This window comes from Nostoc sp., assembly GCF_036917195.1.
GTDB lineage: Bacteria > Cyanobacteriota > Cyanobacteriia > Cyanobacteriales > Nostocaceae > Nostoc.
Genome location: NZ_JBALDG010000074.1, coordinates 1 through 20,476 on the forward strand (window position 1 = coordinate 1; position 20,476 = coordinate 20,476).

Here is a 20,476-nt window from a genome sequence, read left to right on the forward strand (position 1 = left end):
AATTTGTGATTTTTCTACTTTTTTGCTTTGGCTGTTCTCAACTCAGCTTCTCTGAGTTATTTTGTGCTTCTTAGTCTAAAGTCCAGAAGTAAGCGTAAGCGGTCGCAGTGCAGAGATACCGCAGTCAACTTTCCTATTTCGGCAATTTTTTGACCCTGAAACTAGTAGTTACACTTATTTAATTGCCGATGAGCAGACAGGAGATGCTGTTCTAATCGATCCTGTATTAGAGCAAGTTGATCGCGATTTGCAATCATTGGATGAACTGGGATTAAAGCTACGCTACTGTCTAGAAACTCACCTTCATGCCGATCACATCACAGGGGCAGGCAAACTCAGGCAACAAACAGGCGCTCAGGTGATCGTTCCTCAGAATACTACTGTGACAAAAGCCGATCGCTCCCTTGTCGGTGGCGAAATTCTAGAGGTGGGATCGGTAATCATCGAAACAATTTCCACGCCAGGTCACACCGCCAGTCATATAGCATATTTGGTGAACAAAACCCATCTGTTAACTGGTGATGCCTTATTTATTCGTGGTTGTGGACGCACAGATTTTCAGGGAGGCGATGCTGGAACTTTATACGATGTGGTGACACAACGCTTATTCACCTTGCCAGATGATACCAAGGTATATCCTGCCCATGACTATAAAGGACGCACAGTTTCCACCATTGGCGAAGAAAAGCGGCTTAATCCCAGATTTAGTGATCGCAGCCGTAGTCAATTCATTACCATCATGAATAATCTCAAATTGAGTTATCCCCAAAAGATGAATGCAGTTGTACCTGCGAATGAATACTGTGGTGATTTTATTCCTCAAGAAAGCTTAGACTCAGCTACGAGTTCGGCAACAGATGAAGAACAGAAACAAATAGAACTCACAGTCATGACTAATACAGAAATCTACAATGATTACTTTGCTATGTATATCTAGAGCAGGATGAAAATGAAATTGGTGATGTTTGACATTGATGGCACTCTTACTGAGTCGAATAGCCTAGACGATGAATCATATTTACAGGCATTGCATAAAGTATTCGGGTTTTCAGAAATCTTAAGTGATTGGACATCATATATTAATACGGTTCAGTTAAGCATCTCTTTCTTGTCTCTGCGTCCTCTGCGCCTTGGCGGTTCGTTAAAAAATTGACTTTGAACAGCAGAGTTTTAGCCTTAACTGAACCGTATTGCATCATATACTTATGTAACAGACGCTTGTATATTAAAGGAAGTTTATCAAAGTCAACTTGGTCACGTTTCTTCATATAGGGAAGTTAAGTCATTCCAAAAACGTTTTTTGGAATTATTAATTAATGGTGCAAAAGCAGGCGATGGAGTGAAAGCAGTATAAATGCCGAGTTAGGCTGCGGTTGCTGAACACTCTTCCAAGTCTTCCATCTCAAAAGTGACGGATGGATTTCTGTATGCCTTTACTTCGATCACATTTTTGCTTAGATCAGTCAATAACATCTTCGCTTGCTCTGTGTTGGTACCCATGTTAGAAACATTTGGCTTTACCTTGAACTGAACAGCCTTCTTTTGCCAAGCACAATTCTTAGGGAGGGAGTGAAATACAGAGATATTTTTGCAGTTAGGAGAGTTTCAACCTTCTACCTGTTCTATCTCTACACCCGTTCCTTGGTCTAGTTCTATGAACTTTGGTCCGGCGATCAAAACTACGATCATCATTAAAATACTCGTCACCATGATGATGCTCACTACGCTTGGATCTTCAAAATTACTTGTAGCTACTAATAATGCTGTGGCAAAATTACGTTGAGCTGTTCCTACTCCTAGCACTCGTTGGGTATCGATACCAGGGCCGCCCAAAAGATAACCCACGCTAAAGGAGAAGACTATGAAAACGGCACAAACTAAAATTGCACCTGTTTGTAATAAACCAATGATATCGCTAGTGTGAACTATCAGCCTAACTACCAGACCTAAAAGCAATCCAGCATTAGATAATTTGAACAAAATCGGCTGGATAATGGGGACGATCGCACTTAATTTTGCTTTGATGAATAACCCAATGATCAATGGGCTGACCATCATTAACAATAAAGGTTTGGCAATGTCCCAGGAGTTAATTTGTACACCTTCCACCACTAAGGGCAATACAATCGGCATATAAAAAATTGTGCCCAGCATTAATAACATCATTAATCCCACCGAGAAAGCTATATTGCCTTTGACTATATGGGCAAGTTTAGGTAGTGCTGGAGGCCCTGATGCTACTGCCATGATCAGTAAGCCATCTCTAAGTGGTTCACTTAAATGTACTACTTGTAGTAATAAATATACAAAAAGCGGCACTAGCACAAAATTTGTCAGCAGCGATGATATGACTAAGCGGAGGTTGCGGAGTGGTTCCCAAATCTGTTGTACAGTTAGACTTAACCCTGCACCTAGCATGGTGAACACGATAAATGTGAAAAGTGCGAGTTTGTCGATTAGTGACAAGATTTCGTTCATGATTTTTTTCTCACGCAGAGACGCAAAGGCGCAAAGGGGCAAAGGAGCGGAGGGGCAGAGGGGCAGAGGAGAATAACCAATCCCTAGTCCCCAGTCCCCAATCCCCAATCCTCAATCCCTATTACTTCAATTCCAGAGTGACTTGCTGTAAGTTGCCAGTGAATGCAAAAGGTGTTTGGTAAGTATCTACCGCAGGTGTGCCAGTATCTTGACCAATATCAAAGGTTTCATCTAAACCAAATCGGTAGCCTATGGTTCTATCAATGCGGCCTTGGGCAACCTGTTGATCATTAATCAAAAGCTTACCAGTACCGCCTGCTCCTGGAGCGCCACCATCATAAGTAAAGTCAAATTTGATTTGGGATTTACCAATCGCAATTGGTTGAGAAGATTGAATGATTGTGCGATCGCTATTTAAGAAGTTGTAAGCAAAGGTGGGTTTACCTTCTTTCAAGAAGAAACTCCAACCCGCAAAACGTCCGCCTTGGGTAACTAAAACGCCTTCAGTACCAGATGAAGCAGTATCCACATCGGCAGTGATGCTAAAGGAGCGATTCTTAATATTGGGAGCGCTACCTTCGGGAATCCCTGCAACAGATGTGTAATAAGTAAAGCTATTGCGTCCTGTGATTAGGTTGGAACGGGTTTTGACATCAAACCGTTGAATTAAGCGATCGTCCAAGGGCAGAACTTTGTACTTCTTTGCTTCCTTCAGAAATAGATTTTGTAGTTGCGCTAACTTGTCAGGGTTCTGCTTGGCTAAATCGTTGGCTTCACTGAAGTCTTTGGTAATATCGTATAGTTCCCAATTATCTTCATCGAAGGTGGTTTTGGAGACACGCTCCCAAGGTAAGCGTCCATGACGGGCGGCTGCTACCCAACCTTGATCGTAAATGCCACGATTGCCAAGCATCTCAAAATACTGGGTTTTGTGATGGGATGGCACAGCAGGATTATCAAAGCTATAGACGAGGCTAGTACCTTCGATGGGTTGTTGTTTTGCACCGTTGATAACCTCTGGTTCTTCAATCCCTACAGCTTCCAAAATTGTAGGCGCAATATCAATTACATGATGGAATTGGCTTTGCACTCTACCACGATTTTTGATGCGATCGCCCCAAGCCACAACTAAACCATTGCGAGTTCCGCCGAAGTGAGAAGCAATTTGTTTTGTCCATTGGAAGGGGCTATCCACTGCCCAAGCCCAAGCTGCATGAAAATGATTGAAGGTTTTTGGCCCACCTAAATCATCTAAAGCCGCGAGAACTTCTTGAGGATTTTCTGCTACGCCATTAAAGACTTTTAATTCATTGATACTACCTGTTAAGCCGCCTTCAGCACTCGCACCATTATCCCCAGCGATGAAAAAGACTAAGGTGTTATCCAATTCACCCAGTTGATCAATCGCATCAATGACTCTACCAATTTGTGCATCGGTATGGCTGAGGAAACCTGCAAATACTTCCGCCTGACGCGCATAAACTTTCTGCTCGGTGGGAGTGAGGGAATCCCAAGCCGGGAGTTCCGCCGGGCGAGGAGTCAGCTTAGTATCGGCGGGAATTACACCAAGGGCTAGCTGACGAGCAAAGATGTCTTCGCGTAATTTATCCCAACCTCGATCAAATTTACCCTTGTACTTGTCGATCCATTCTTTGGGCGCATGATGTGGGGCATGGGTAGCGCCAGTGGCAAAGTAGGTAAAGAAGGGTTTATCAGGAGCGATCGCTTGTTGGGTGCGAATCCACTTAATCGCATGGTCTGCTAGATCCGGGGTAAGGTGATAATCAGGGCGATTTGGTTTTTGAATATGTTGAGTATTTTCCACCAAAGCTGGACTCCATTGATTGGTATCACCGCCCATAAAGCCATAGAAGTACTCAAAACCTAAACCTGTTGGCCAGCGATCAAATGGGCCGGCTGCACTGGTTTCATAATCTGGGGTATTGTGCCATTTCCCAAAGGCCGCCGTGTTATATCCATAGTCTCGCAATACTTCGGCGATCGTTGCCGCACTTTTAGGTAAAATCGCAGTATAACCTGGGTAGCCTGTGGCTAACTCCGTAACCACACCTGTACTTACAGAATGATGGTTGCGTCCTGTAAGCAATGCGGCTCTAGTAGGAGAGCAGAGTGCTGTAGTGTGAAATTGGTTATAACGCAATCCCCTTTCTGCTAGACGGTCTAAATTAGGCGTATCGATCAGACCGCCAAAGGTGCTGGTTTGTCCAAAACCGACATCATCAAGCAACACCAGTAAAACGTTTGGTGCATTTTCTGGAGCCTTAATTGGTTTGGGGAAGTCTGGTTGGGATTCTTTGTAAGTAATGCCAATTTTGCCTTGAAAAGATGGTTGGGGTAATGGCAATTTGTCGCCATAGTCCGCCCAAGCAGGTAGAGGTAAGAGGCTAGAAAATATTAGCGTCAGAACTGTCAAAAAGGCGATCGCGCCAGAAGTTAACTTGAGAGATGGATACAAAGAATCTCTCTTGTGAGGATCAGTCAGTTGTGCCATTATTGTTGCTTATCAAAGGTAGTGTGCTGGAATCAGCCAAATTTTTAACTAGCCGAAACCCGATATGAGTAGTTCCCGTATCCGGTGATTCTGACTCCCGCGCCGCCGGACGGAAGCGGCTACAGTAATTGGGAGCGCAGAGATATGATCCCCCCTTGATTACGTGTAACTTTGATTCATCTGGCTTTTTGGGATCAAAGCTTTGATTTAAGGCAATAGGATTAATTTGATGGGATTTGCGATCACGTCCGATTTTAAAAAAATCACTAGTCCATTCCCAAACATTGCCGGTCATGTCATAGAGTCCATAACCATTGGGTACAAAAGAACCGACGGGAGCAATGCCCAAGTGACCATCGGCTTTGGTATTGAAAAAGGGAAAAGTTCCTTGCCAAGTGTTGGCTCTATGTTCAGAATATTGATTGCCCCAAGTGTATGTTGCACCGTCCAAGCCACCACGGGCGGCATATTCCCATTGGGCTTCGCTGGGTAAGGATTTTCCTGACCATTTGGCGTAGGCTAGGGCATCTTCGTAAGCTATGTGGACAACTGGGTAGTTGGATTTGCTAGCAATCGTAGTGTCTGGGCCAAAAGGATGTTGCCAATTCGCGCCAGGAGTCCAATGCCACCAACTCAAAAAGGAAACTTGCTTGACACCTGGTTTTGCCATCTCAAACACTAAAGAACCCGATAATCGCTGCTCATCGGGTAAATCGGGAAACTGTTCTTGAGATAAGGGACGCTCTGCAACTGTCACATATCCTGTGGCTTTGACAAATTCACCAAATTGTGCATTTATTACCTCATATTTATCAATACAGAAGTTAGTCAGCGTTACATCTCCAGGCGATCGCTCCTCCACAAAACTGGAATTATCAGACCCCATTTTGAACGTTCCTCCTGAAATCATCGCCATATCTTGGGGACAGGGATTGACTGTGGCTGCAAATGCGGTTGGATTGATGAATAAGAGTGCGATCGCTATTCCCTGAATAAATATTAATGTGAGAAAGCAATATTTTTTTTCCATACCTAATATTCTCACTTTTGCTATTTCTAATTGAATGCCTGTAGTTCATCAATAACAGGACTTACGCAAAATAATGAAAAAACGAACCGCAAAGGACGCAAAGAACACAAAGGAATAAGAGTTTGAGAGAGTTATGCGTAAGTCCTAAATAAGATTCAACTTTTCTTAAAACTTATATCATTTTTAATTTTAGATAAATAATCCCCTTTTCGTTGTCTTTCTCGGTAATCTATTTCTTGCATTACATTATTTATTGTCGAAAAAATCTGTATTTCATAATAAATATTATAAAATTTTTCAATCTTTGATCCTATTAGAAACTGTTAACTCTAAACTCAAGCCAATTTACAATAAATATCTTTATTTTTATTAATGGACTTTCAATAAATAAATTACCAAAATAAACATAGACGCATTCGCATAGCGTCTCGTCACAGGGTACCACAGAGGCACAAAGAAATGAGAAGAGAGTTTTTGAGCTATTTTGTTATTTGAAATTTACTAAAGTACTCAAAATCGATTAGTTTACCGATGTTTTATCTTATATTGATAAATTACATCTTGTGAAAACATAAGTCAAGCACTATATATATTTAGCTACGAAAAAGCTTAACACCACCTCAGTAAGATATTGGTGTAGCCACAGAGCATCTTGCTGTCAGACTGCTACCTTTTTAGCAATAGCCATAATGTGAGCGCTCACACCTAGTGTAAAAGGTTCAGTCTCTATCCAGCGAATAGCTTGTAGGAGTCTTTGACGGCGATTTTGTTCACTCCAATGTTCCTCAAAATTTTGTAGTAATTTGCCTGGGCCAAATTAGACTTGTCTGACATGAAATTTCCTCTTTTTAAGATTTAATCTATGAAAAGCTCTGTGACTAAATAGCAAACAGTTTTCCTCTGAGGCGAAGTGCAGATTCAATAGAAGCGCGCCTTGCTAAACTCCATATTGTGGCTTGGTTTGCTGTGACTACAGGAATATTCAAATCATCCTCTAATTCCTTAATCACCTCAAATGTTCTCCATGCCGTACAGGGCAACACAATAGCATCTGCACCTTTGTGAGATACTTTTTTGATGAAAGCTGCGGCTTCATCGGGTAACTGATGCCAAAGGTAATTATTTTTCGCTACTTCTTTTGGGCGTTCATCACCTTTAAACCCCACTATTTCAAAAGACGCTTCACTCAAAAACGTTTTCAGCGTTTGGTTATTTCATTCTGGATAAGGGGTGACTACAGAAATTTTCCTAATTTTTAGGTATGTCAACGCTTCTAATAGAGCTAAAGCAGGCACAATAACGGGTACTCCTACCATCTGTGTCAAACGTTGCTCTAATTTTTCAGCAAAAACTCGCCCTCGGTGAAATGTTGCTGTTGTGAAGCCGTATGCTCCAAAATGTACCTGGCTCTAGCTAATTTTTCGACTTCCTTAACAGCTTCTTCGTTAATGTCATCCATTGATTCATAGTTCTCAGATGCGTGGGAGCGTTGGGCAATCAGGCGATGGCTATGAACACTGACTTGACTGGAAAAAGCACAGTGAAAGTCAGGCTCAAACGTCGTGTTACCTGCGGGTACTAACAAGCCAAGACGGATCTGCCTATTAGAGTCAGCTTTCGAGTACATATTTATACCTCTTGTTGACAAGCCTAATGATGTCTAAATATTTATTTAGTTACACTAACAATTAGGTATACATATTTTTAAGAAGACTGTATAATATATGAAACTACGTTAAATCGACCGATTAACTGTAATATATCATCTAACTGACATAGATACCTGCCAGTCAATTATTTAACTGCACTAATCAACCCATCTTGCTTCCGTCTTATTGCTTGAGTTTGAGTTGTGCAATCTCGAATATTCTCTGTTCAGGATGATTATAAGGAAAGGATTTCATGAGTAACATACAACTGTACTTCGCCAAAGGCTCTACCTTCTCTCAACGTACCCGTGTAGTTTTACTGGAAAAAGGTGTTGACTTCACCCCGATAGAAATTGACTTACAAAACAAACCAGATGGGTACACGCAGATTTCGCGCTATGGTAAAGTTCCAGCTATCAAATATGGGGATGTTGAAATTTACGAGTCCGGCATTATCAATGAATATCTAGATGAGGTTTTTCCCAAGCCATCTTTGTTATCCCGCGATCCCGCAGCTAAAGCGATCGCTCGGATTTGGATAGACTACGCCAATACTCGGTTTGTCCCAGCTTTTAACAAATTTCTACGCGGTAAAGATAGCACCGAACAAGAACAAGGACGAAAAGAGTTCACAGAAGCACTTCTATATATTGAACAAAAAAAATTAGGCAAAGGTGATTACTTGTTAGGAGATCAGTTTAGCTTAGTTGATATCAGCTTCTATCCTTGGTTTGAACGTTTACCACTGTTAGAACACTTCCCTAAATTCACACTACCGGCCGAAACACCTCGTTTGCAGACATGGTGGAGTTTAGTACGGGATCGCTCCTCAATTCAAGCAATAGCAAATTCTGTGGACTTCTATTTGCAAAGATTTGCCAAAGTTCTCGGTGAACCTGTTCCCGTTGGTGCATCTCAAAAATAGGACACATGACCAACAATTAACCAAAATTTAAAATGGGATAACCTATGAGCTTAAATAACCAAGTTATAGATAGACCGATTTCCCTGGATCTGCCATCCGTAGAGGCTAACCTCAGTTACCTGATTCCAATGGCAGAAAAACCTATTAACTATACTTATGAACCACCAGCCGGGATTCCCCGCACGAATGCAACTTATCAGACGCATAAACTGCCAATTTACAATGCTCGTTCTATTTCAGAGAACATCTCGTTAGATAAAGAAGGATTCGCCTTTACTGGACATAATACTAATCTCCGCAACTTTTACGATGAAGACGAAGTACGCCGCGTCTACTATCCAGAAGCCGAGCAATTGTTAAAAGAAGTGACAGGTGCAACGAAGGTAGTGATATTTGATCACACCCTGCGTAACGCCGATCAGTCAAAGCCAGCTGAGAATAATATTAAAGAACCTGCCTTGCGCGTACACAACGACTTCACCGCCAAATCCGGCTATACTCGCGCCCATTTGGAACTAGCAGCGCGGGGGATAGATGACATTGATGCCCTACTAAAACAACGATTTGCCATCATCAATGTTTGGCGAGCGATCACACAACCAATTCAAGAGTCACCATTAGCAGTGTGTGACGCGCAAAGCATTGCAATAACAGACCTTGTAGCTGGTGATTTAGTGTACCGTGATCGCATTGGTGAGACATACGGAGTCACATATAACCCCCAACATAAATGGTTCTACTTCCCACAAATGCACAGAGACGAAGCACTGTTTATCAAATGTTTCGACTCCGCAGAAGACGGACACGCACGTTTTGCAGCCCATACAGCTTTTGAAGATCCTACCAGCCCAGTCAACGCTCCCCCACGAGAAAGCATCGAACTACGAATATTGGTCTTTTACCCCGCATAAATAGCAAAAACTTGTCTCAAACTCCTACTCTCTGCGCCCCTACGACAGGTGTGGTCTATTTACTTTTGGTTTACTAAGCTAGCGGTAAGCGTTAGCTATGCCGTCAGGCTTATCGCCCACATAAACTCAAAATGAGCCAAATTGTAGAAGAAGTTCTAGCAGCTAATCTTAGTTACACTGATAAATTCGGTGATAAAGGTAATCTCACTATACCCCCATCTCGTCGGTTTGCAATTCTTACGTGCATGGATGCTCGACTTGACCCAGCTAAATTTGCTGGACTAGCTGAAGGAGATGCTCATGTAATTCGCAATGCAGGGGGACGTGCTAGCGATGATGCGATTCGCTCTTTAGTAATTTCTTACAAATTACTTGGTACGCGTGAATGGTTTGTAATTCATCACACTAATTGCGGGATGGAAACCTTCACTAATGAAATCATCAGTAATTTACTTTCTAGTAGCCTCAAAACAGCCAAGCTAGATGAAATAGGTTAGTCAGATACTGGATCTGGGTCGGGATCAAGCGAAGGCAAGTTTATCAATTGGTTAACTATTGATGACCAAGCTAAAAGCGTCTGTACAGATGTACAACGGATTCGTTTGCATCCATTAGTTCCGAATGAAATTCCTATCTATGGCTATATCTACGATGTCAAAACAGGGCAATTAATTGAAGTTCTTAAAGCTACTAAACTTGGTCAAGCTACGTAGTTTTATCGTGTAACGTAAAAGTAGTATTTAATGAAGTAGCTATTTGTGTAAAAACCTCCTTTGCTGGTGAAGCGTATTCACTTATCGTAATCGTATTTCCAGTATCACTACCACTACAAATGCGGGAATCAATGGGAATTTGTCCTAACAGAGGCGCTTGTAATTCTGCCGCCAATTGTTCGCCGCCACCACTACCAAAAATCGGTGTGCGTGAACCACAATCACCACAAATTAAATAACTCATATTTTCAATGATGCCAAGGACAGGAACACCCACTTGGCGAAACATATATATATTACGTCGTACATCTGCAACAGCCACTTGTTGAGGAGTTGTCACTAAAATGACTCCACAAATTGGGCTTTCTTGGATAATTGTAATTTGAGCATCACCTGTACCGGGAGGTAAATCTATCAATAAATAATCTAATTCACCCCATTCCACATCTTGCAAAAATTGCGTGATAATTTTATGCAATACAGGCCCCCGCCATGCCAAGGGACGATTTGCTTCTGCAAGTAAACCCACTGACATTATTTTTATTCCCTGAACTTCTAGAGGTAAAAACTTATCACCTGTGGGAGTATTAATCACTTGAATATCAGCTTGTCCTAAACCCAACATTTGGGGAACATTAGGGCCATAAACATCAGCATCTAATAGTCCTACTTTTGCACCTTGTAATTTTAAAGCTGTGGCGATATTAACGGCTATTGTAGATTTACCCACACCACCTTTACCACTAGAAACTGCAAGAGTTATTTTAACACCAATAATTGTACAAATTTGAATATAAGTTTTTTTACACCAAGATAGGGATGATAATTTGGATTGAATTTCTGGCTGTAATTGGTGTTGATGAGAACCAATATATAAACGTAAGTAAATATAGTCATCAACTATGCGTAAGTTTCGTATCATTCCCAAACTAACGATGTCATTTTTTAAGATAGGTTCGATAACCTGTTTGAGGAGTTGGACTACTTGTTGCTGATAGAAATTATCCTTTGATTGCATCATTATTGTCAATTCACTTAACCCAATACGACTTTTTTATCTGTTTGAATCTTCTGAATTGCCCGTTGTGCTTGGATAGACACTTCTTTGTCAGGGTCATCTAAGGCTTGTTGTAGGGGGTTAATAACGTCGGGATGAGCTAAATTTCCAAGTGCGATCGCAGCTTCTTTTCTTACATCTGCATATTCATCTGTTAATGTTTGAATTAATCTTGACATAACTTGAATATCTGGAATTTTTTGCAAAGCTTGTGCTGTTGATTTGCGCACTTGCCAATGTTCATCATTTAAAGCTATTTCTAATGCTGAAATTGCTTGATTATTTGCATGAATAGCCAGAGATTTAGCTGCATTCCGGCGAACTTGCCAGTCACTATCATTTGTAAGTGCTTGACAAAGTATTGTAATCACTTCTGCATCTTGTAAATTTTCTAAAGTTAAAGCAGCAGCACGACGTACACTTGCTTCCTCATCAAAGATTAAATTTAAAGCTTGCGGACATTTTTCTAGTTGATTGATATATCGCAGTGTCGTAACGGCTGCTTCTCTTAACTCAGAATTTTTTGATTCTAAAAATGGTAAAATGTCAGGTAAAGATTGAATATCATGTATCTTCCGCAAAAGCACCAAAATATTTAATTGAATATTTACATCATTATTTTGGAGTTTATCTAGTAAAAGTAACAATTCGTCTTGTGTAACTAACTCGCTTAATGCTGATGCGGCTTCAGTGCGAATATCTGTATCTACTGAACCGAGGCATTCAATTAAAGCAGGGATGGCAACAGGATTAGCAATTTCCCAAAGGGCAGATATTGCTATTTTCTGAACAGTAATATGTTCGTCTTTCAAAGCTATAATTAAAGCATCGATTGTTTCGTCATCGCCTAGATGTTGCAAGGTTTTGACAGCTACTATACGATCATTTACGTCAGGCGATCGCAACATTTCTAGCCAATGTTTGAGGTTATCATTCATTAATTTTTACCACAGATAGTTAACGTAGCAAAAAGGGAATTTGTACTATAATTGCATTGGTTGGACATTCTTTTTCACAAGGTAGACAAAACCAACACTCATCATATTTCATGTAAGCTTTGCCTGTTTCTGGATTTTTCGCCAATACATCCAAGGGACAAACTTCAATACAGGCTGTGCATTTTTCTAAACATTTTGATTCATCAACAATGACAGGAACATCTATTCTTTGATTGATTAAAGCCATAAAATAACTCCATAATTTTGTATTAAAACTGCTAAACGGTAAAATGAATGGGGTAAGCTTGCATCAATTATCTCACAATTGTAGCTTGTTTGGATGCATACGATGTAGTTCATTCAAAGATTTAAAATGCAGACGATCAGCAAGTAGAAAGTGAGTGGCAAATATATTAATTTATTGCATATTTTTCACTATAGCAATTTTTTATGAAAAGTTAATGATTGCTTGATATTGGTATAGCCAATTTTCTCATAAAACAAGTGAGTTTCTTTGCGTTTAATATTAGAACGTAACAGAACGCTATCACATCCAGCCAGAGAAGCCCACTGTTCAATTTGTTGCATTAAAAAACGTCTAATTCTACTATGACGATAATCTTTATCTACAACTAATCCCAAAATAATCGCTGGAATCGGAATAACTATTGAGTCACAAATATGAGCGTGCGCCCAAGCTATTACATATTCATCTTCTAAAGTGACAACATACACAATATGAGCATCGTTATTTTTAATTTTAGTAAGGCGCTGCTCTATTTGTTGATTAGTCACAGAATATTCAAGTTGTTCGCAAAGACTAGCAATTCTCTCTACATTTTTAATCCCAGCTTGTCTAATTTTAATTTTCTCATTTACACTAACCTTGTTTGTCATAATTTAATATTAAATTACAATTATTTAGTTATCCAGCGTTGCATGGATAAAACGATAGCCTATATCAATTTCTGTCAAATTGTGAATATCACCATATTTTTTGCTCCATTCTCCACTACTTAAATCTGCTGCAAGTAACTTTACTCCTTGTTCTGCTAAATCTTGATGAGCTAAAGCAAAAGATGATATTCCTGCACGTACTTCTGGTTGAAGATATAACTCTGGTCGTCTCCAGCCTGCTGCTGCGAATAAATCAGATAAATCATATGGTAACAAAAGGGGTATGGCTTTAACACGCCTTTTAGTATTACTCTGAATTAAATTAACCTGTTCGTTAAGTGGTAAAAATCGTAACGCATCTTCCCACAAAAACGGAAAATAATCATAAAGCCATATCCTCTGAGATAATCTAATATCAAAAGTTAACAAAATTATTGCGCCATCTCTAATTATTCTGTGCATTTCCTGAAAAGCTTTTTCGAGATGAGAAAAGTGATGAATTGCCAGGATACTTACAGCAGCATCAACAGACTGATCTGGTAGAGGTAAATTTTCTGCATAGCCAGTAAACCACTTAATTTGCTGATGTTCTACTACTTGTTTTTGCATAACTACAGAAGGTTCAATAGCATTAACAAGAAATCCTTGGTTAACTAGCTTTATACTGTAACCACCAGTACCAGCGCCGATATCAGCAATAATGCTACCTTTGGGTAAATTGAGTAAATCAATTATTTTATTGACAATACGGATATCAGGAACGCGAGTTTTTGAGTATTGTTGACCAATTGAATTATATATAGACATATTAAAAAACTCATCAAAATAATTTAAAATAACCTATTTAAAATTTAACTTTAGATGAATAAATCAAAAATCTGTTAGTTAAACAATTCCAGCAAATTTAAGAGTTTACTCATCATAAAGTTTGGTTTTGCTTCTTGTGGTAAATTTTGATTTTTTCTGTTGTAATAGCAAAAATCAATTTTGACTTGTGTTGCTCCTGCATAGTCGTGCTTTAGAGAATGTCCAACGTAAAGAACTTGTGCTAATGTTAAATTTAACCTAGATAAAGCATGATGGAATATCTCAGGAGATGGTTTAGCAAAACCAATTGCTTCAGAAACTACAACTGCTTGAAAAAAATGCTCAATTACAGCAGCTTGCATTCTCGGTAGTTGCGCTGATATAAAACCGTTCGTAATGACAACCAAACGATAATTGCGTGTGAGAACAGTTAGCACTTCATTTACATCAGATTCCATTACAGCAAAATGATTAAAAATATGCCAAAAACTTTGACTAAGATTGTTGATTTGATCTGTTTGTATATCTAATTGAGAAAGTGTACTTCGATAGGACATCTCGATTAACTCACTAGGAGAAAAGATTTCTCGCTGTCTTCAATACTTGGAATTATAAGTTTCAAAGACTTGAAGAAAAATAGTTTCACTGATTCCATTTAAATCTAAATATACTGCACAGTCTTCCAATGCTCCTAGAATAGCTTGACGTTCACATAGCTCAAAATTAAACAATGTATTATCGAGAGCAAAAATTATTGCTTCATAGAGTATTTTCATGGACATTCATTTAACAGCAACATTGTAGACTTCTTTAACTGCATCTACTTCTACGATGTAAGGATCTACAGGACGCTTAAACAATACCATTTCCCCTAACTCATCTTTCTTTAAATTGACATGACAAAACCACTCATCATCATTTTTCTCTGGGTAATCTAAGCGATAATGATAAAGACCCCAACGAGTCTCTTGGCGATATAATGATGCTCTGGCTGCCATTTCTGCACAGTCGCGAATAAAGTGAACTTCTAGACTACGCATCAATTCATGAGGGTCACGAGCGCCCATTAAATCTAATGTTTCTTGATATTGCACAAAATGTTTTAAACCAATCTCGATTTTATTACCTGATTTTGGTGGTTGCAGATAATCATTAACTAAGCGTCTTAATTTATATTCTACCTGGGTGTGAGGTACACCATTCGGACGAGTTAAAGGTGCATAAATTTTGAATTTTTCAGCTTCTAAAAAATCTGTATCTGGTTCAATAAAATTTAAATTTTGGATATATTCAATGGCATGACTTCCGGCTATGCGACCAAAAACAAATGCCCCAATCATATAATTATGGGGAACGCTGGCCATATCTCCGGCTGCATATAAACCTGGGATGGTTGTTTGAGCATTTTCATTTACCCATACACCAGAAGCACTATGACCGCTACATAAGCCTATTTCGGAAATGTGCATCTCTACGCCGTGGGTGCGGTAATTTTCATTTCTACCTTGATGAAAACGTTCTCTACTTGGTCGTTCATTTGCCCAAAGTATAGATTCAATTTCAGCGATTGTATCTTCATCAAGATGGGTCATTTTCAATTGGACTGGTCCTTTTCCAGAATTTAATTCTTTCCAGATTTCTAACATCATTTGACCACTCCAATAGTCACAGCTAATGAAGCGATTTCCTTCGGCGTTAGCAGTATGAGCGCCAAAAGGACCGGCAACATAAGCACAGGCGGGACCATTGTAATCTTTGATTAAAGGATTAACTTGAAAGCATTCAATATTACTAAGTTCTGCACCTGCATGATAAGCCATTGAATAGCCATCTCCAGCATTGGTAGGATTTTCATAAGTGCCGTAGAGATAGCCGGAAGCAGGTAATCCTAATCTGCCACAAGCACCTGTACACAGGATGACTGCTTTAGCTTGAATGACAATATAATCTCCGTTTCTGACATCAAATCCTACCGCACCAATAGCACGTCCTGCTTTGACTAATACACGGGTTGCCATGACGCGATTTGTTACTTTGACTTTGTGGCGTTTGACTTGGCGGGTGAGAATTGTTTTGAGGTCTTTACCTTCTGGCATGGGTAAGACATATTTACCCACACGATGCACTTGTTTTAAGTCATAGTTACCTTGGGCATCTTTTTGAAATTTCACACCCCAACTTTCTAATTCTTGGATAACTTCATAACCCAATTTACCTGTTTGATATACGGCTTTTTGGTTGACAATGCCATCGTTAGCAAGGGTGATTTCGCGCACGTATTGTTCTGGTGTGGAATGGCCGGGAATAACTGCGGTATTCACGCCATCCATACCCATTGCGATCGCACCACTCCGTCGGATGTTAGCCTTTTCTAAGATCAGCACCTCTGCATCGGGATTCGCTTGTTTGGCTTTAATTCCAGCCATTGTCCCGGCTGTACCGCCACCAATGACAAGTATATCCGTTTTTATTTGTTGGGTGTTAATGTCCATAAGCTTTTGCTAGTAGAGAGGAACTTCTAAGATTTGTTACCGTTCCAAACGATATCTTTGACTTGGATTTGCTTGGGAACTAGCTTGATTTTGTAAAAAGTATCGGCAATGTTTTGTTGCTGAGTGATTACTTCATCTGTTAGCGGTAAAATGCCATGCTTTCGTCGTTTTTCGGCATTTTCTAATGCTGTTGCGGGAATACCTAACTCTGGTTCTAAAAACTTGGCAACTTCTTTTGGATTATTTGTTGCCCATTTATCTACAATGCTTACTTCATCTAACAGGGTTTTCAACAAATCTGGATGAGAATTAACAAACTCTTGACGCGCAAGATAGTAACCCCGATTCGGTGCTAAATTTGTCGCATCTGTTAATGTCCTAACCTTTGTATCGTGTTCAACTGCTGCTAGGTAAGGGTCCCAAATTGCCCAAGCATCAACGTTACCACCAGTAAATGCAGCACGCGCATCTGCTGGTGTTAGATGTGCTGGTTGAATGTCACTATAGTTTAATCCGGCAGCTTCTACAGCTTTGACAACAAGATAGTTAGTGTTCGAGCCTTTAGCAAAGGCTACTTTTTTCCCTTTCAGGTCAGCAACCGTTTTAATTGGTGAATCTTTCGGTACAATAATTGCTTCAGCTTTGGGACTCCAAGGATCATAAGCAACATAAAGCAAGGGAGTACCTCCGGCTTGGGCAAATATTGGTGGTGATTCACCCGTATAGCCAAAGTCAATACTACCTGCGTTCATTGCTTCTAGCATAGGTGGGCCTGCGGGAAATTCTGCCCATGTCACCGAAGCACCAGCAGTCGTTAAAGTTTTCGCTAAATTACCTCGGTTTTTGAGAGCACTGAGAATAGTCGCCGCTTTTTGATAACCAATACGAACTACCACACCTTGATTTGCTGTCTGTGTTGCTACAGAGTTACCTGTATTGTTGGCAGAACACGCAGATATCACAAGAGCCAAACTTAACCCACAGGTAAAGAATAAGGCAAATATGCCAATTCTGGATATTTCATAATTTTGAAGAAAGCTGCTGACAATCCTGATCAGTCGATGTGGTAAATACTTACTGAACATACATTAAATTACAAGCAATATCAATACTACGATAAATAGAGCAGCTTACCGTATTTTACTGATAGAATATTCGCATAGATAAGCCGCAAATGCAAGATCCGAAAAAGTATGCCTATAACAATACCTTTGCCAAAATAAGAGCCTATAAAAATTTTGGCAAAAACGGCAAAATAACTCATATATAAGAGTTTAGCTTTGGCTTTGCGGGAGTTTGGGAGGATTGAGCGGACTTTATTTACCCTGGAATGGTTGCAGAGTGCAGAACTACGGCGACGGGCGATGCCCTGAAAAGGGCGGTGTTTTTAATCGGGTGGGGAATTGCGCGTAGGCGCAGCCCGCCGTAGGCATCGCTCTTATGAAGACCAATTCTATCAGGCCAGTGGGTTGAATTTGGTAATTGCGGCTATCGTTCTGTGGAATACGGTGTACTTAGAAAAAGCGTGAACTATTTTAAACAACAAGGAATGAATATTCCTGAAGAATATTTACAACATTTGTCACCATTGGGTTGGGAGCATATCAATCTCACTGGCGATTATGTCTGGAATTTGAAGCAGGCGACCAGTTTTGACCAGTTGCGTCCTTTGCGGGTTAAGGAAAATAAGTATCGCTGAAATGCTAGCTATACAAAACATGAAACACTTAAATGATTTATGATTTTCCCAAACGTTGTTTATTCTGAGTCTTATGATAAAATTAGCTTGAGGATATTTGTTCATAAAACTGCTAACTGTCAATATTAGCCAACTGGACAACTTATAAATCGCCATTTGGTCTAGCTGTTTCCAGATCAAGCCTTGTTAGGTTAACTCAATCGGCAATCAGCTTTGAGTACCTATGGCTACCAAAACACTGACCAAACCTAAGCAAAGACAAAATTCTCAAAATCGCTCATGGGAAAACCTGACAGATCGCCGCAAACTCCGCCATATTGAAAACACACTCTCTAAAGTGATCGCATCCTCAATTCAAGATGATTCTATCCAGTCCCACGAAGACTTTAAAGCCTATGTAGAAAACTATAGCAACGGACAAGGCGGTTAGGACGCGGTACGAAGTAGATATTCCATGGCATCCCTTATACAGTGAAAGTGAACTATTTGTTGACGAATTCGACTTTTCAACCAAGACCAACATCGCTCAATGTTATTCAGGTCAGGTGAATCAGGTGGTAAGTATTTTAACTGACAGCCTGCTGTTTCAATTAATTCTTGAATCCGATCCCGGCGATGAAATGTGGCATTGTCGGCAATCACTATTTGTCCGGGTTTAAGCGATGGGAGTAAACAACTTTCAAGCCAAATTTCAAAGACGTTACGGTTAGAAGCACCCTCAACAGTAAATGGAGCAAATAACTTGCCATTACAATAGGCGGTAATCAAATTAACTCGTTCTTGTCTTTTGCCACTCTTGAGTGTATGAAACCGCTTTCTTTTTTCATTCATTCCATCCATAGCCATAATCGTCTCTATTATCCATTCCAGATTCATCTATATAGATGATTGACTCTGGTTTATAGTTGTTAATCTCTTCTCTAAATTCTTGTCGTTTAGCTTGATCTCTTTCTTGATAGCCGTAAGTTTTTTTTTACGCCTTAACCCGATTTTTTTTAAGGCTCTTGAGATTGTACGCTCACTAATTTCTTCTGGCCATAGTTTGGCCATCTGGGCTTGAGTTTTATCCCGATTCACTTCCACAAATTTCTGAAATTTCTCCCAGTCCGTGATTTTATGCCCATTGCCTGGTGGTTGGTTTAGTAGTGCTTGGTAATCTCCCGTGCTGGCTTTCCTTTGTAGCCATAGGTTGATTGTATTTCGACTGATTTGAAAAACTTGTGCCGCTTGTGTCTTACTCATCCGATCTAACTCTATTGCTTGGATCACCTTCTGAGGTAAGTCGTAACTGTAGGGTTTTGGCATCAGCTTTTCTTGTCTTCAATATTTAATCGGTATCTAGTTTTACTTTCCTCCTAAAGTATACTGTTTGTCCTACCTTGGCAGTTGCTATACAGCCAGGAATCGGGTAAAGCCCCCATCACAGTAGAACTCTGTGTAGGAGGTGGGGATGATGACGAGATTAGAGGCTATCGCTTCTACCTTACCAATGATCCCAACCACAGAACCAGTGGCAAATACCTGATTAAAAACCTCGAAGGAATTACCAGCAAAGATGAAAACTACTTCACCCTTTCTAACATTGCTGAAATTTGCGGTTTTGCTGAAACAGAACTAGACGATCTTGATGATGAATTATACCAAGTTACAATAGATAGTATTATTTAAGGGAAGTAAAATCGGTGTACAGCGATGCCTCGTACTCGGATTAAAATCATTCCTCACCTGGATTAGGCAGAATTAACCCAACGCTACCGACGTTGTAGAGAAGTAAAAGAAGGCACATGATGGTTAGTGATTCGTCTGTTGAGCCGACCTGGAAAACCAATGAAAGTAGAGCAAGTAGCTGCGATTACAGGTTTTAGTGCTGATTGGGTAGGAAAAATTGCTCGCTGTTACAATGCTCTAGGTGTAGAAGGGATTGTAGAGGGACATAAAAACAACCCTGGAGGTAAACAAAAAGCCTTAACTCCAGAACAGCAAAAGAAACTTTTTCAACGATTACAATCACCTCCAGATGACGGTGGGTTATGGAGTGGACCAAAAGTAGGGGAATTGATTAAACAACAGTTTGGTATCGGCATACATCGGACAACGGCGTGGAGACAACTAAGACGACTGGGTTTAACCTTACAATTACCAAGACCATTGGATGAAAAAAGTGCGACCCTAGAACAAAGGGGATTTTTGAAAGCGCAACTGAAGTTTTTTGTCCGATTAATGCGGGTTGTGTTGCAAAAACTAGGACTGGTCTGGTAGAAAAATAGTTGTGCCAATAGACTTGTCGCTTAATAAGGTAGAGTAACGATTAGCAACTGGAATGAGACAGAAAAATGCTAGACATCAATCGGGTGTTGAAAGAAGACCG

21 protein-coding genes and 2 pseudogenes are annotated in these 20,476 nt (G+C 40.1%); 8 read left to right on the forward strand and 15 right to left on the reverse strand.

The genetic code is table 11. The annotated features are described in order from the left end of the window. Positions 1–115: 115 nt before the first annotated feature. Complete coding sequence (locus V7K40_RS25345) at positions 116–937, forward strand: MBL fold metallo-hydrolase (protein ID WP_334964676.1); 822 nt, start codon at positions 116–118, stop codon at positions 935–937. A gap of 668 nt (positions 938–1,605) precedes the next feature. Here V7K40_RS25345 and V7K40_RS25350 read toward each other — a convergent pair. From V7K40_RS25350 to V7K40_RS25370, 5 genes and pseudogenes are all read right to left on the reverse strand, one after another. Then, positions 1,606–2,478, reverse strand: a complete 873-nt coding sequence (locus V7K40_RS25350) for a bile acid:sodium symporter (protein ID WP_334964636.1) — start codon at positions 2,476–2,478, stop codon at positions 1,606–1,608. A gap of 121 nt (positions 2,479–2,599) precedes the next feature. Then, complete coding sequence (locus tag V7K40_RS25355; RefSeq protein WP_334964638.1) at positions 2,600–4,990, reverse strand: sulfatase-like hydrolase/transferase; 2,391 nt, start codon at positions 4,988–4,990, stop codon at positions 2,600–2,602. Next, entirely contained in the window at positions 4,974–6,020 is a 1,047-nt protein-coding gene (locus V7K40_RS25360) for a formylglycine-generating enzyme family protein (RefSeq protein ID WP_334964640.1), read from the reverse strand. Before V7K40_RS25360 ends, V7K40_RS25355 begins: the two co-directional genes overlap by 17 nt. An 878-nt stretch (positions 6,021–6,898) precedes the next feature. After that, a pseudogene (locus tag V7K40_RS25365) lies at positions 6,899–7,345 on the reverse strand (aspartate/glutamate racemase family protein). 8 nt (positions 7,346–7,353) lie between these two features. Beyond that, positions 7,354–7,647, reverse strand: a complete 294-nt coding sequence (locus V7K40_RS25370; RefSeq protein WP_334964642.1) for a hypothetical protein — start codon at positions 7,645–7,647, stop codon at positions 7,354–7,356. A 275-nt stretch (positions 7,648–7,922) separates the two neighbouring features. Here V7K40_RS25370 and V7K40_RS25375 point away from each other — a divergent pair, with 275 nt between their 5' ends. The 3 genes from V7K40_RS25375 to V7K40_RS25385 all read left to right on the forward strand — a co-directional run bounded on the left by V7K40_RS25375 (position 7,923) and on the right by V7K40_RS25385 (position 10,002). After that, positions 7,923–8,594, forward strand: coding sequence for a glutathione S-transferase family protein (locus V7K40_RS25375; protein ID WP_334964644.1), 672 nt, complete (start codon positions 7,923–7,925; stop codon positions 8,592–8,594). 44 nt (positions 8,595–8,638) lie between these two features. Then, positions 8,639–9,505 (forward strand): CmcJ/NvfI family oxidoreductase, encoded by an 867-nt coding sequence (locus tag V7K40_RS25380; protein WP_334964646.1) that lies wholly within the window; start codon positions 8,639–8,641, stop codon positions 9,503–9,505. Positions 9,506–9,636: 131 nt separating this feature from the next. Then, the gene (locus V7K40_RS25385; RefSeq protein ID WP_334964648.1) at positions 9,637–10,002 is read left to right on the forward strand and encodes a carbonic anhydrase; all 366 of its coding nucleotides are present in this window, start codon (positions 9,637–9,639) and stop codon (positions 10,000–10,002) included. A gap of 208 nt (positions 10,003–10,210) precedes the next feature. On the opposite strand, the gene V7K40_RS25390 is transcribed toward V7K40_RS25385, so the two are convergent. From V7K40_RS25390 to V7K40_RS25425, 8 genes are all read right to left on the reverse strand, one after another. After that, positions 10,211–11,239 (reverse strand): Mrp/NBP35 family ATP-binding protein, encoded by a 1,029-nt coding sequence (locus tag V7K40_RS25390; protein ID WP_334964650.1) that lies wholly within the window; start codon positions 11,237–11,239, stop codon positions 10,211–10,213. Positions 11,240–11,253: 14 nt separating this feature from the next. Beyond that, positions 11,254–12,213, reverse strand: coding sequence for a HEAT repeat domain-containing protein (locus V7K40_RS25395; protein WP_334964652.1), 960 nt, complete (start codon positions 12,211–12,213; stop codon positions 11,254–11,256). Positions 12,214–12,232: 19 nt separating this feature from the next. Next, a complete protein-coding gene (locus V7K40_RS25400) occupies positions 12,233–12,460 on the reverse strand; it encodes a ferredoxin family protein (protein WP_334964654.1) in 228 nt (75 codons plus the stop codon). A gap of 188 nt (positions 12,461–12,648) precedes the next feature. After that, a complete protein-coding gene (locus V7K40_RS25405; protein WP_334964656.1) occupies positions 12,649–13,110 on the reverse strand; it encodes a GNAT family N-acetyltransferase in 462 nt (153 codons plus the stop codon). Between the two features lie 24 nt (positions 13,111–13,134). Then, positions 13,135–13,917, reverse strand: a complete 783-nt coding sequence (locus V7K40_RS25410; RefSeq protein WP_334964658.1) for a methyltransferase domain-containing protein — start codon at positions 13,915–13,917, stop codon at positions 13,135–13,137. Positions 13,918–13,991: 74 nt separating this feature from the next. Further along, positions 13,992–14,474 (reverse strand): HAD-IA family hydrolase, encoded by a 483-nt coding sequence (locus V7K40_RS25415; RefSeq protein WP_334964660.1) that lies wholly within the window; start codon positions 14,472–14,474, stop codon positions 13,992–13,994. A gap of 225 nt (positions 14,475–14,699) precedes the next feature. Beyond that, the gene (locus tag V7K40_RS25420) at positions 14,700–16,409 is read right to left on the reverse strand and encodes a fumarate reductase/succinate dehydrogenase flavoprotein subunit (RefSeq protein ID WP_334964662.1); all 1,710 of its coding nucleotides are present in this window, start codon (positions 16,407–16,409) and stop codon (positions 14,700–14,702) included. 26 nt (positions 16,410–16,435) lie between these two features. Further along, positions 16,436–17,494 carry a sulfonate ABC transporter substrate-binding protein gene (locus V7K40_RS25425; RefSeq protein WP_334964664.1) on the reverse strand — a complete coding sequence of 353 codons (1,059 nt, stop codon included), beginning with the start codon at positions 17,492–17,494 and terminating at the stop codon, positions 16,436–16,438. Between the two features lie 189 nt (positions 17,495–17,683). Here V7K40_RS25425 and V7K40_RS25430 point away from each other — a divergent pair. Together V7K40_RS25430 and V7K40_RS25435 are read left to right on the forward strand one after the other, a co-directional pair. Continuing rightward, positions 17,684–18,108, forward strand: a pseudogene (locus V7K40_RS25430) (Tn3 family transposase); the annotation flags it as partial. A gap of 223 nt (positions 18,109–18,331) precedes the next feature. Beyond that, positions 18,332–18,538, forward strand: a complete 207-nt coding sequence (locus V7K40_RS25435) for a hypothetical protein (protein WP_334964666.1) — start codon at positions 18,332–18,334, stop codon at positions 18,536–18,538. On the opposite strand, the gene V7K40_RS25440 is transcribed toward V7K40_RS25435, so the two are convergent. Both V7K40_RS25440 and V7K40_RS25445 read right to left on the reverse strand, forming a co-directional pair. Continuing rightward, entirely contained in the window at positions 18,535–18,939 is a 405-nt protein-coding gene (locus tag V7K40_RS25440; protein WP_334964668.1) for a transposase, read from the reverse strand. The two genes, V7K40_RS25435 and V7K40_RS25440, sit on opposite strands and share 4 nt — an antisense overlap. Before the next feature lie 45 nt (positions 18,940–18,984). Further along, on the reverse strand, positions 18,985–19,413 hold the full coding sequence (locus V7K40_RS25445; protein WP_334964670.1) for an IS630 transposase-related protein: 429 nt from the start codon (positions 19,411–19,413) through the stop codon (positions 18,985–18,987). Positions 19,414–19,494: 81 nt separating this feature from the next. On the opposite strand from V7K40_RS25445, the gene V7K40_RS25450 reads away from it, so the two are divergent. Both V7K40_RS25450 and V7K40_RS25455 read left to right on the forward strand, forming a co-directional pair. Next, positions 19,495–19,776 carry a hypothetical protein gene (locus tag V7K40_RS25450; RefSeq protein WP_334964672.1) on the forward strand — a complete coding sequence of 94 codons (282 nt, stop codon included), beginning with the start codon at positions 19,495–19,497 and terminating at the stop codon, positions 19,774–19,776. A 159-nt stretch (positions 19,777–19,935) separates the two neighbouring features. Next, positions 19,936–20,367: a winged helix-turn-helix domain-containing protein gene (locus V7K40_RS25455; RefSeq protein ID WP_334964674.1), complete on the forward strand. Its 432-nt coding sequence runs from the start codon at positions 19,936–19,938 to the stop codon at positions 20,365–20,367. Positions 20,368–20,476: the final 109 nt, after the last annotated feature.

Bases quoted from the DNA above. Each gene is read 5' to 3' on its own strand.
- V7K40_RS25425 (WP_334964664.1), bottom strand. From the start codon at position 17,494: ATGTTCAGTAAGTATTTACCACATCGACTGATCAGGATTGTCAGCAGC.
- V7K40_RS25360 (WP_334964640.1), bottom strand. From the start codon at position 6,020: ATGGAAAAAAAATATTGCTTTCTCACATTAATATTTATTCAGGGAATA.
- V7K40_RS25405 (WP_334964656.1), bottom strand. From the start codon at position 13,110: ATGACAAACAAGGTTAGTGTAAATGAGAAAATTAAAATTAGACAAGCT.
- V7K40_RS25440 (WP_334964668.1), bottom strand. From the start codon at position 18,939: ATGAATGAAAAAAGAAAGCGGTTTCATACACTCAAGAGTGGCAAAAGA.
- V7K40_RS25420 (WP_334964662.1), bottom strand. From the start codon at position 16,409: ATGGACATTAACACCCAACAAATAAAAACGGATATACTTGTCATTGGT.
- V7K40_RS25385 (WP_334964648.1), top strand. From the start codon at position 9,637: ATGAGCCAAATTGTAGAAGAAGTTCTAGCAGCTAATCTTAGTTACACT.
- V7K40_RS25395 (WP_334964652.1), bottom strand. From the start codon at position 12,213: ATGAATGATAACCTCAAACATTGGCTAGAAATGTTGCGATCGCCTGAC.
- V7K40_RS25350 (WP_334964636.1), bottom strand. From the start codon at position 2,478: ATGAACGAAATCTTGTCACTAATCGACAAACTCGCACTTTTCACATTT.
- V7K40_RS25455 (WP_334964674.1), top strand. From the start codon at position 19,936: ATGAAAGTAGAGCAAGTAGCTGCGATTACAGGTTTTAGTGCTGATTGG.
- V7K40_RS25445 (WP_334964670.1), bottom strand. From the start codon at position 19,413: ATGCCAAAACCCTACAGTTACGACTTACCTCAGAAGGTGATCCAAGCA.
- V7K40_RS25380 (WP_334964646.1), top strand. From the start codon at position 8,639: ATGAGCTTAAATAACCAAGTTATAGATAGACCGATTTCCCTGGATCTG.
- V7K40_RS25415 (WP_334964660.1), bottom strand. From the start codon at position 14,474: ATGTCCTATCGAAGTACACTTTCTCAATTAGATATACAAACAGATCAA.
- V7K40_RS25390 (WP_334964650.1), bottom strand. From the start codon at position 11,239: ATGATGCAATCAAAGGATAATTTCTATCAGCAACAAGTAGTCCAACTC.
- V7K40_RS25375 (WP_334964644.1), top strand. From the start codon at position 7,923: ATGAGTAACATACAACTGTACTTCGCCAAAGGCTCTACCTTCTCTCAA.
- V7K40_RS25435 (WP_334964666.1), top strand. From the start codon at position 18,332: ATGGCTACCAAAACACTGACCAAACCTAAGCAAAGACAAAATTCTCAA.
- V7K40_RS25355 (WP_334964638.1), bottom strand. From the start codon at position 4,990: ATGGCACAACTGACTGATCCTCACAAGAGAGATTCTTTGTATCCATCT.
- V7K40_RS25410 (WP_334964658.1), bottom strand. From the start codon at position 13,917: ATGTCTATATATAATTCAATTGGTCAACAATACTCAAAAACTCGCGTT.
- V7K40_RS25400 (WP_334964654.1), bottom strand. From the start codon at position 12,460: ATGGCTTTAATCAATCAAAGAATAGATGTTCCTGTCATTGTTGATGAA.
- V7K40_RS25370 (WP_334964642.1), bottom strand. From the start codon at position 7,647: ATGTACTCGAAAGCTGACTCTAATAGGCAGATCCGTCTTGGCTTGTTA.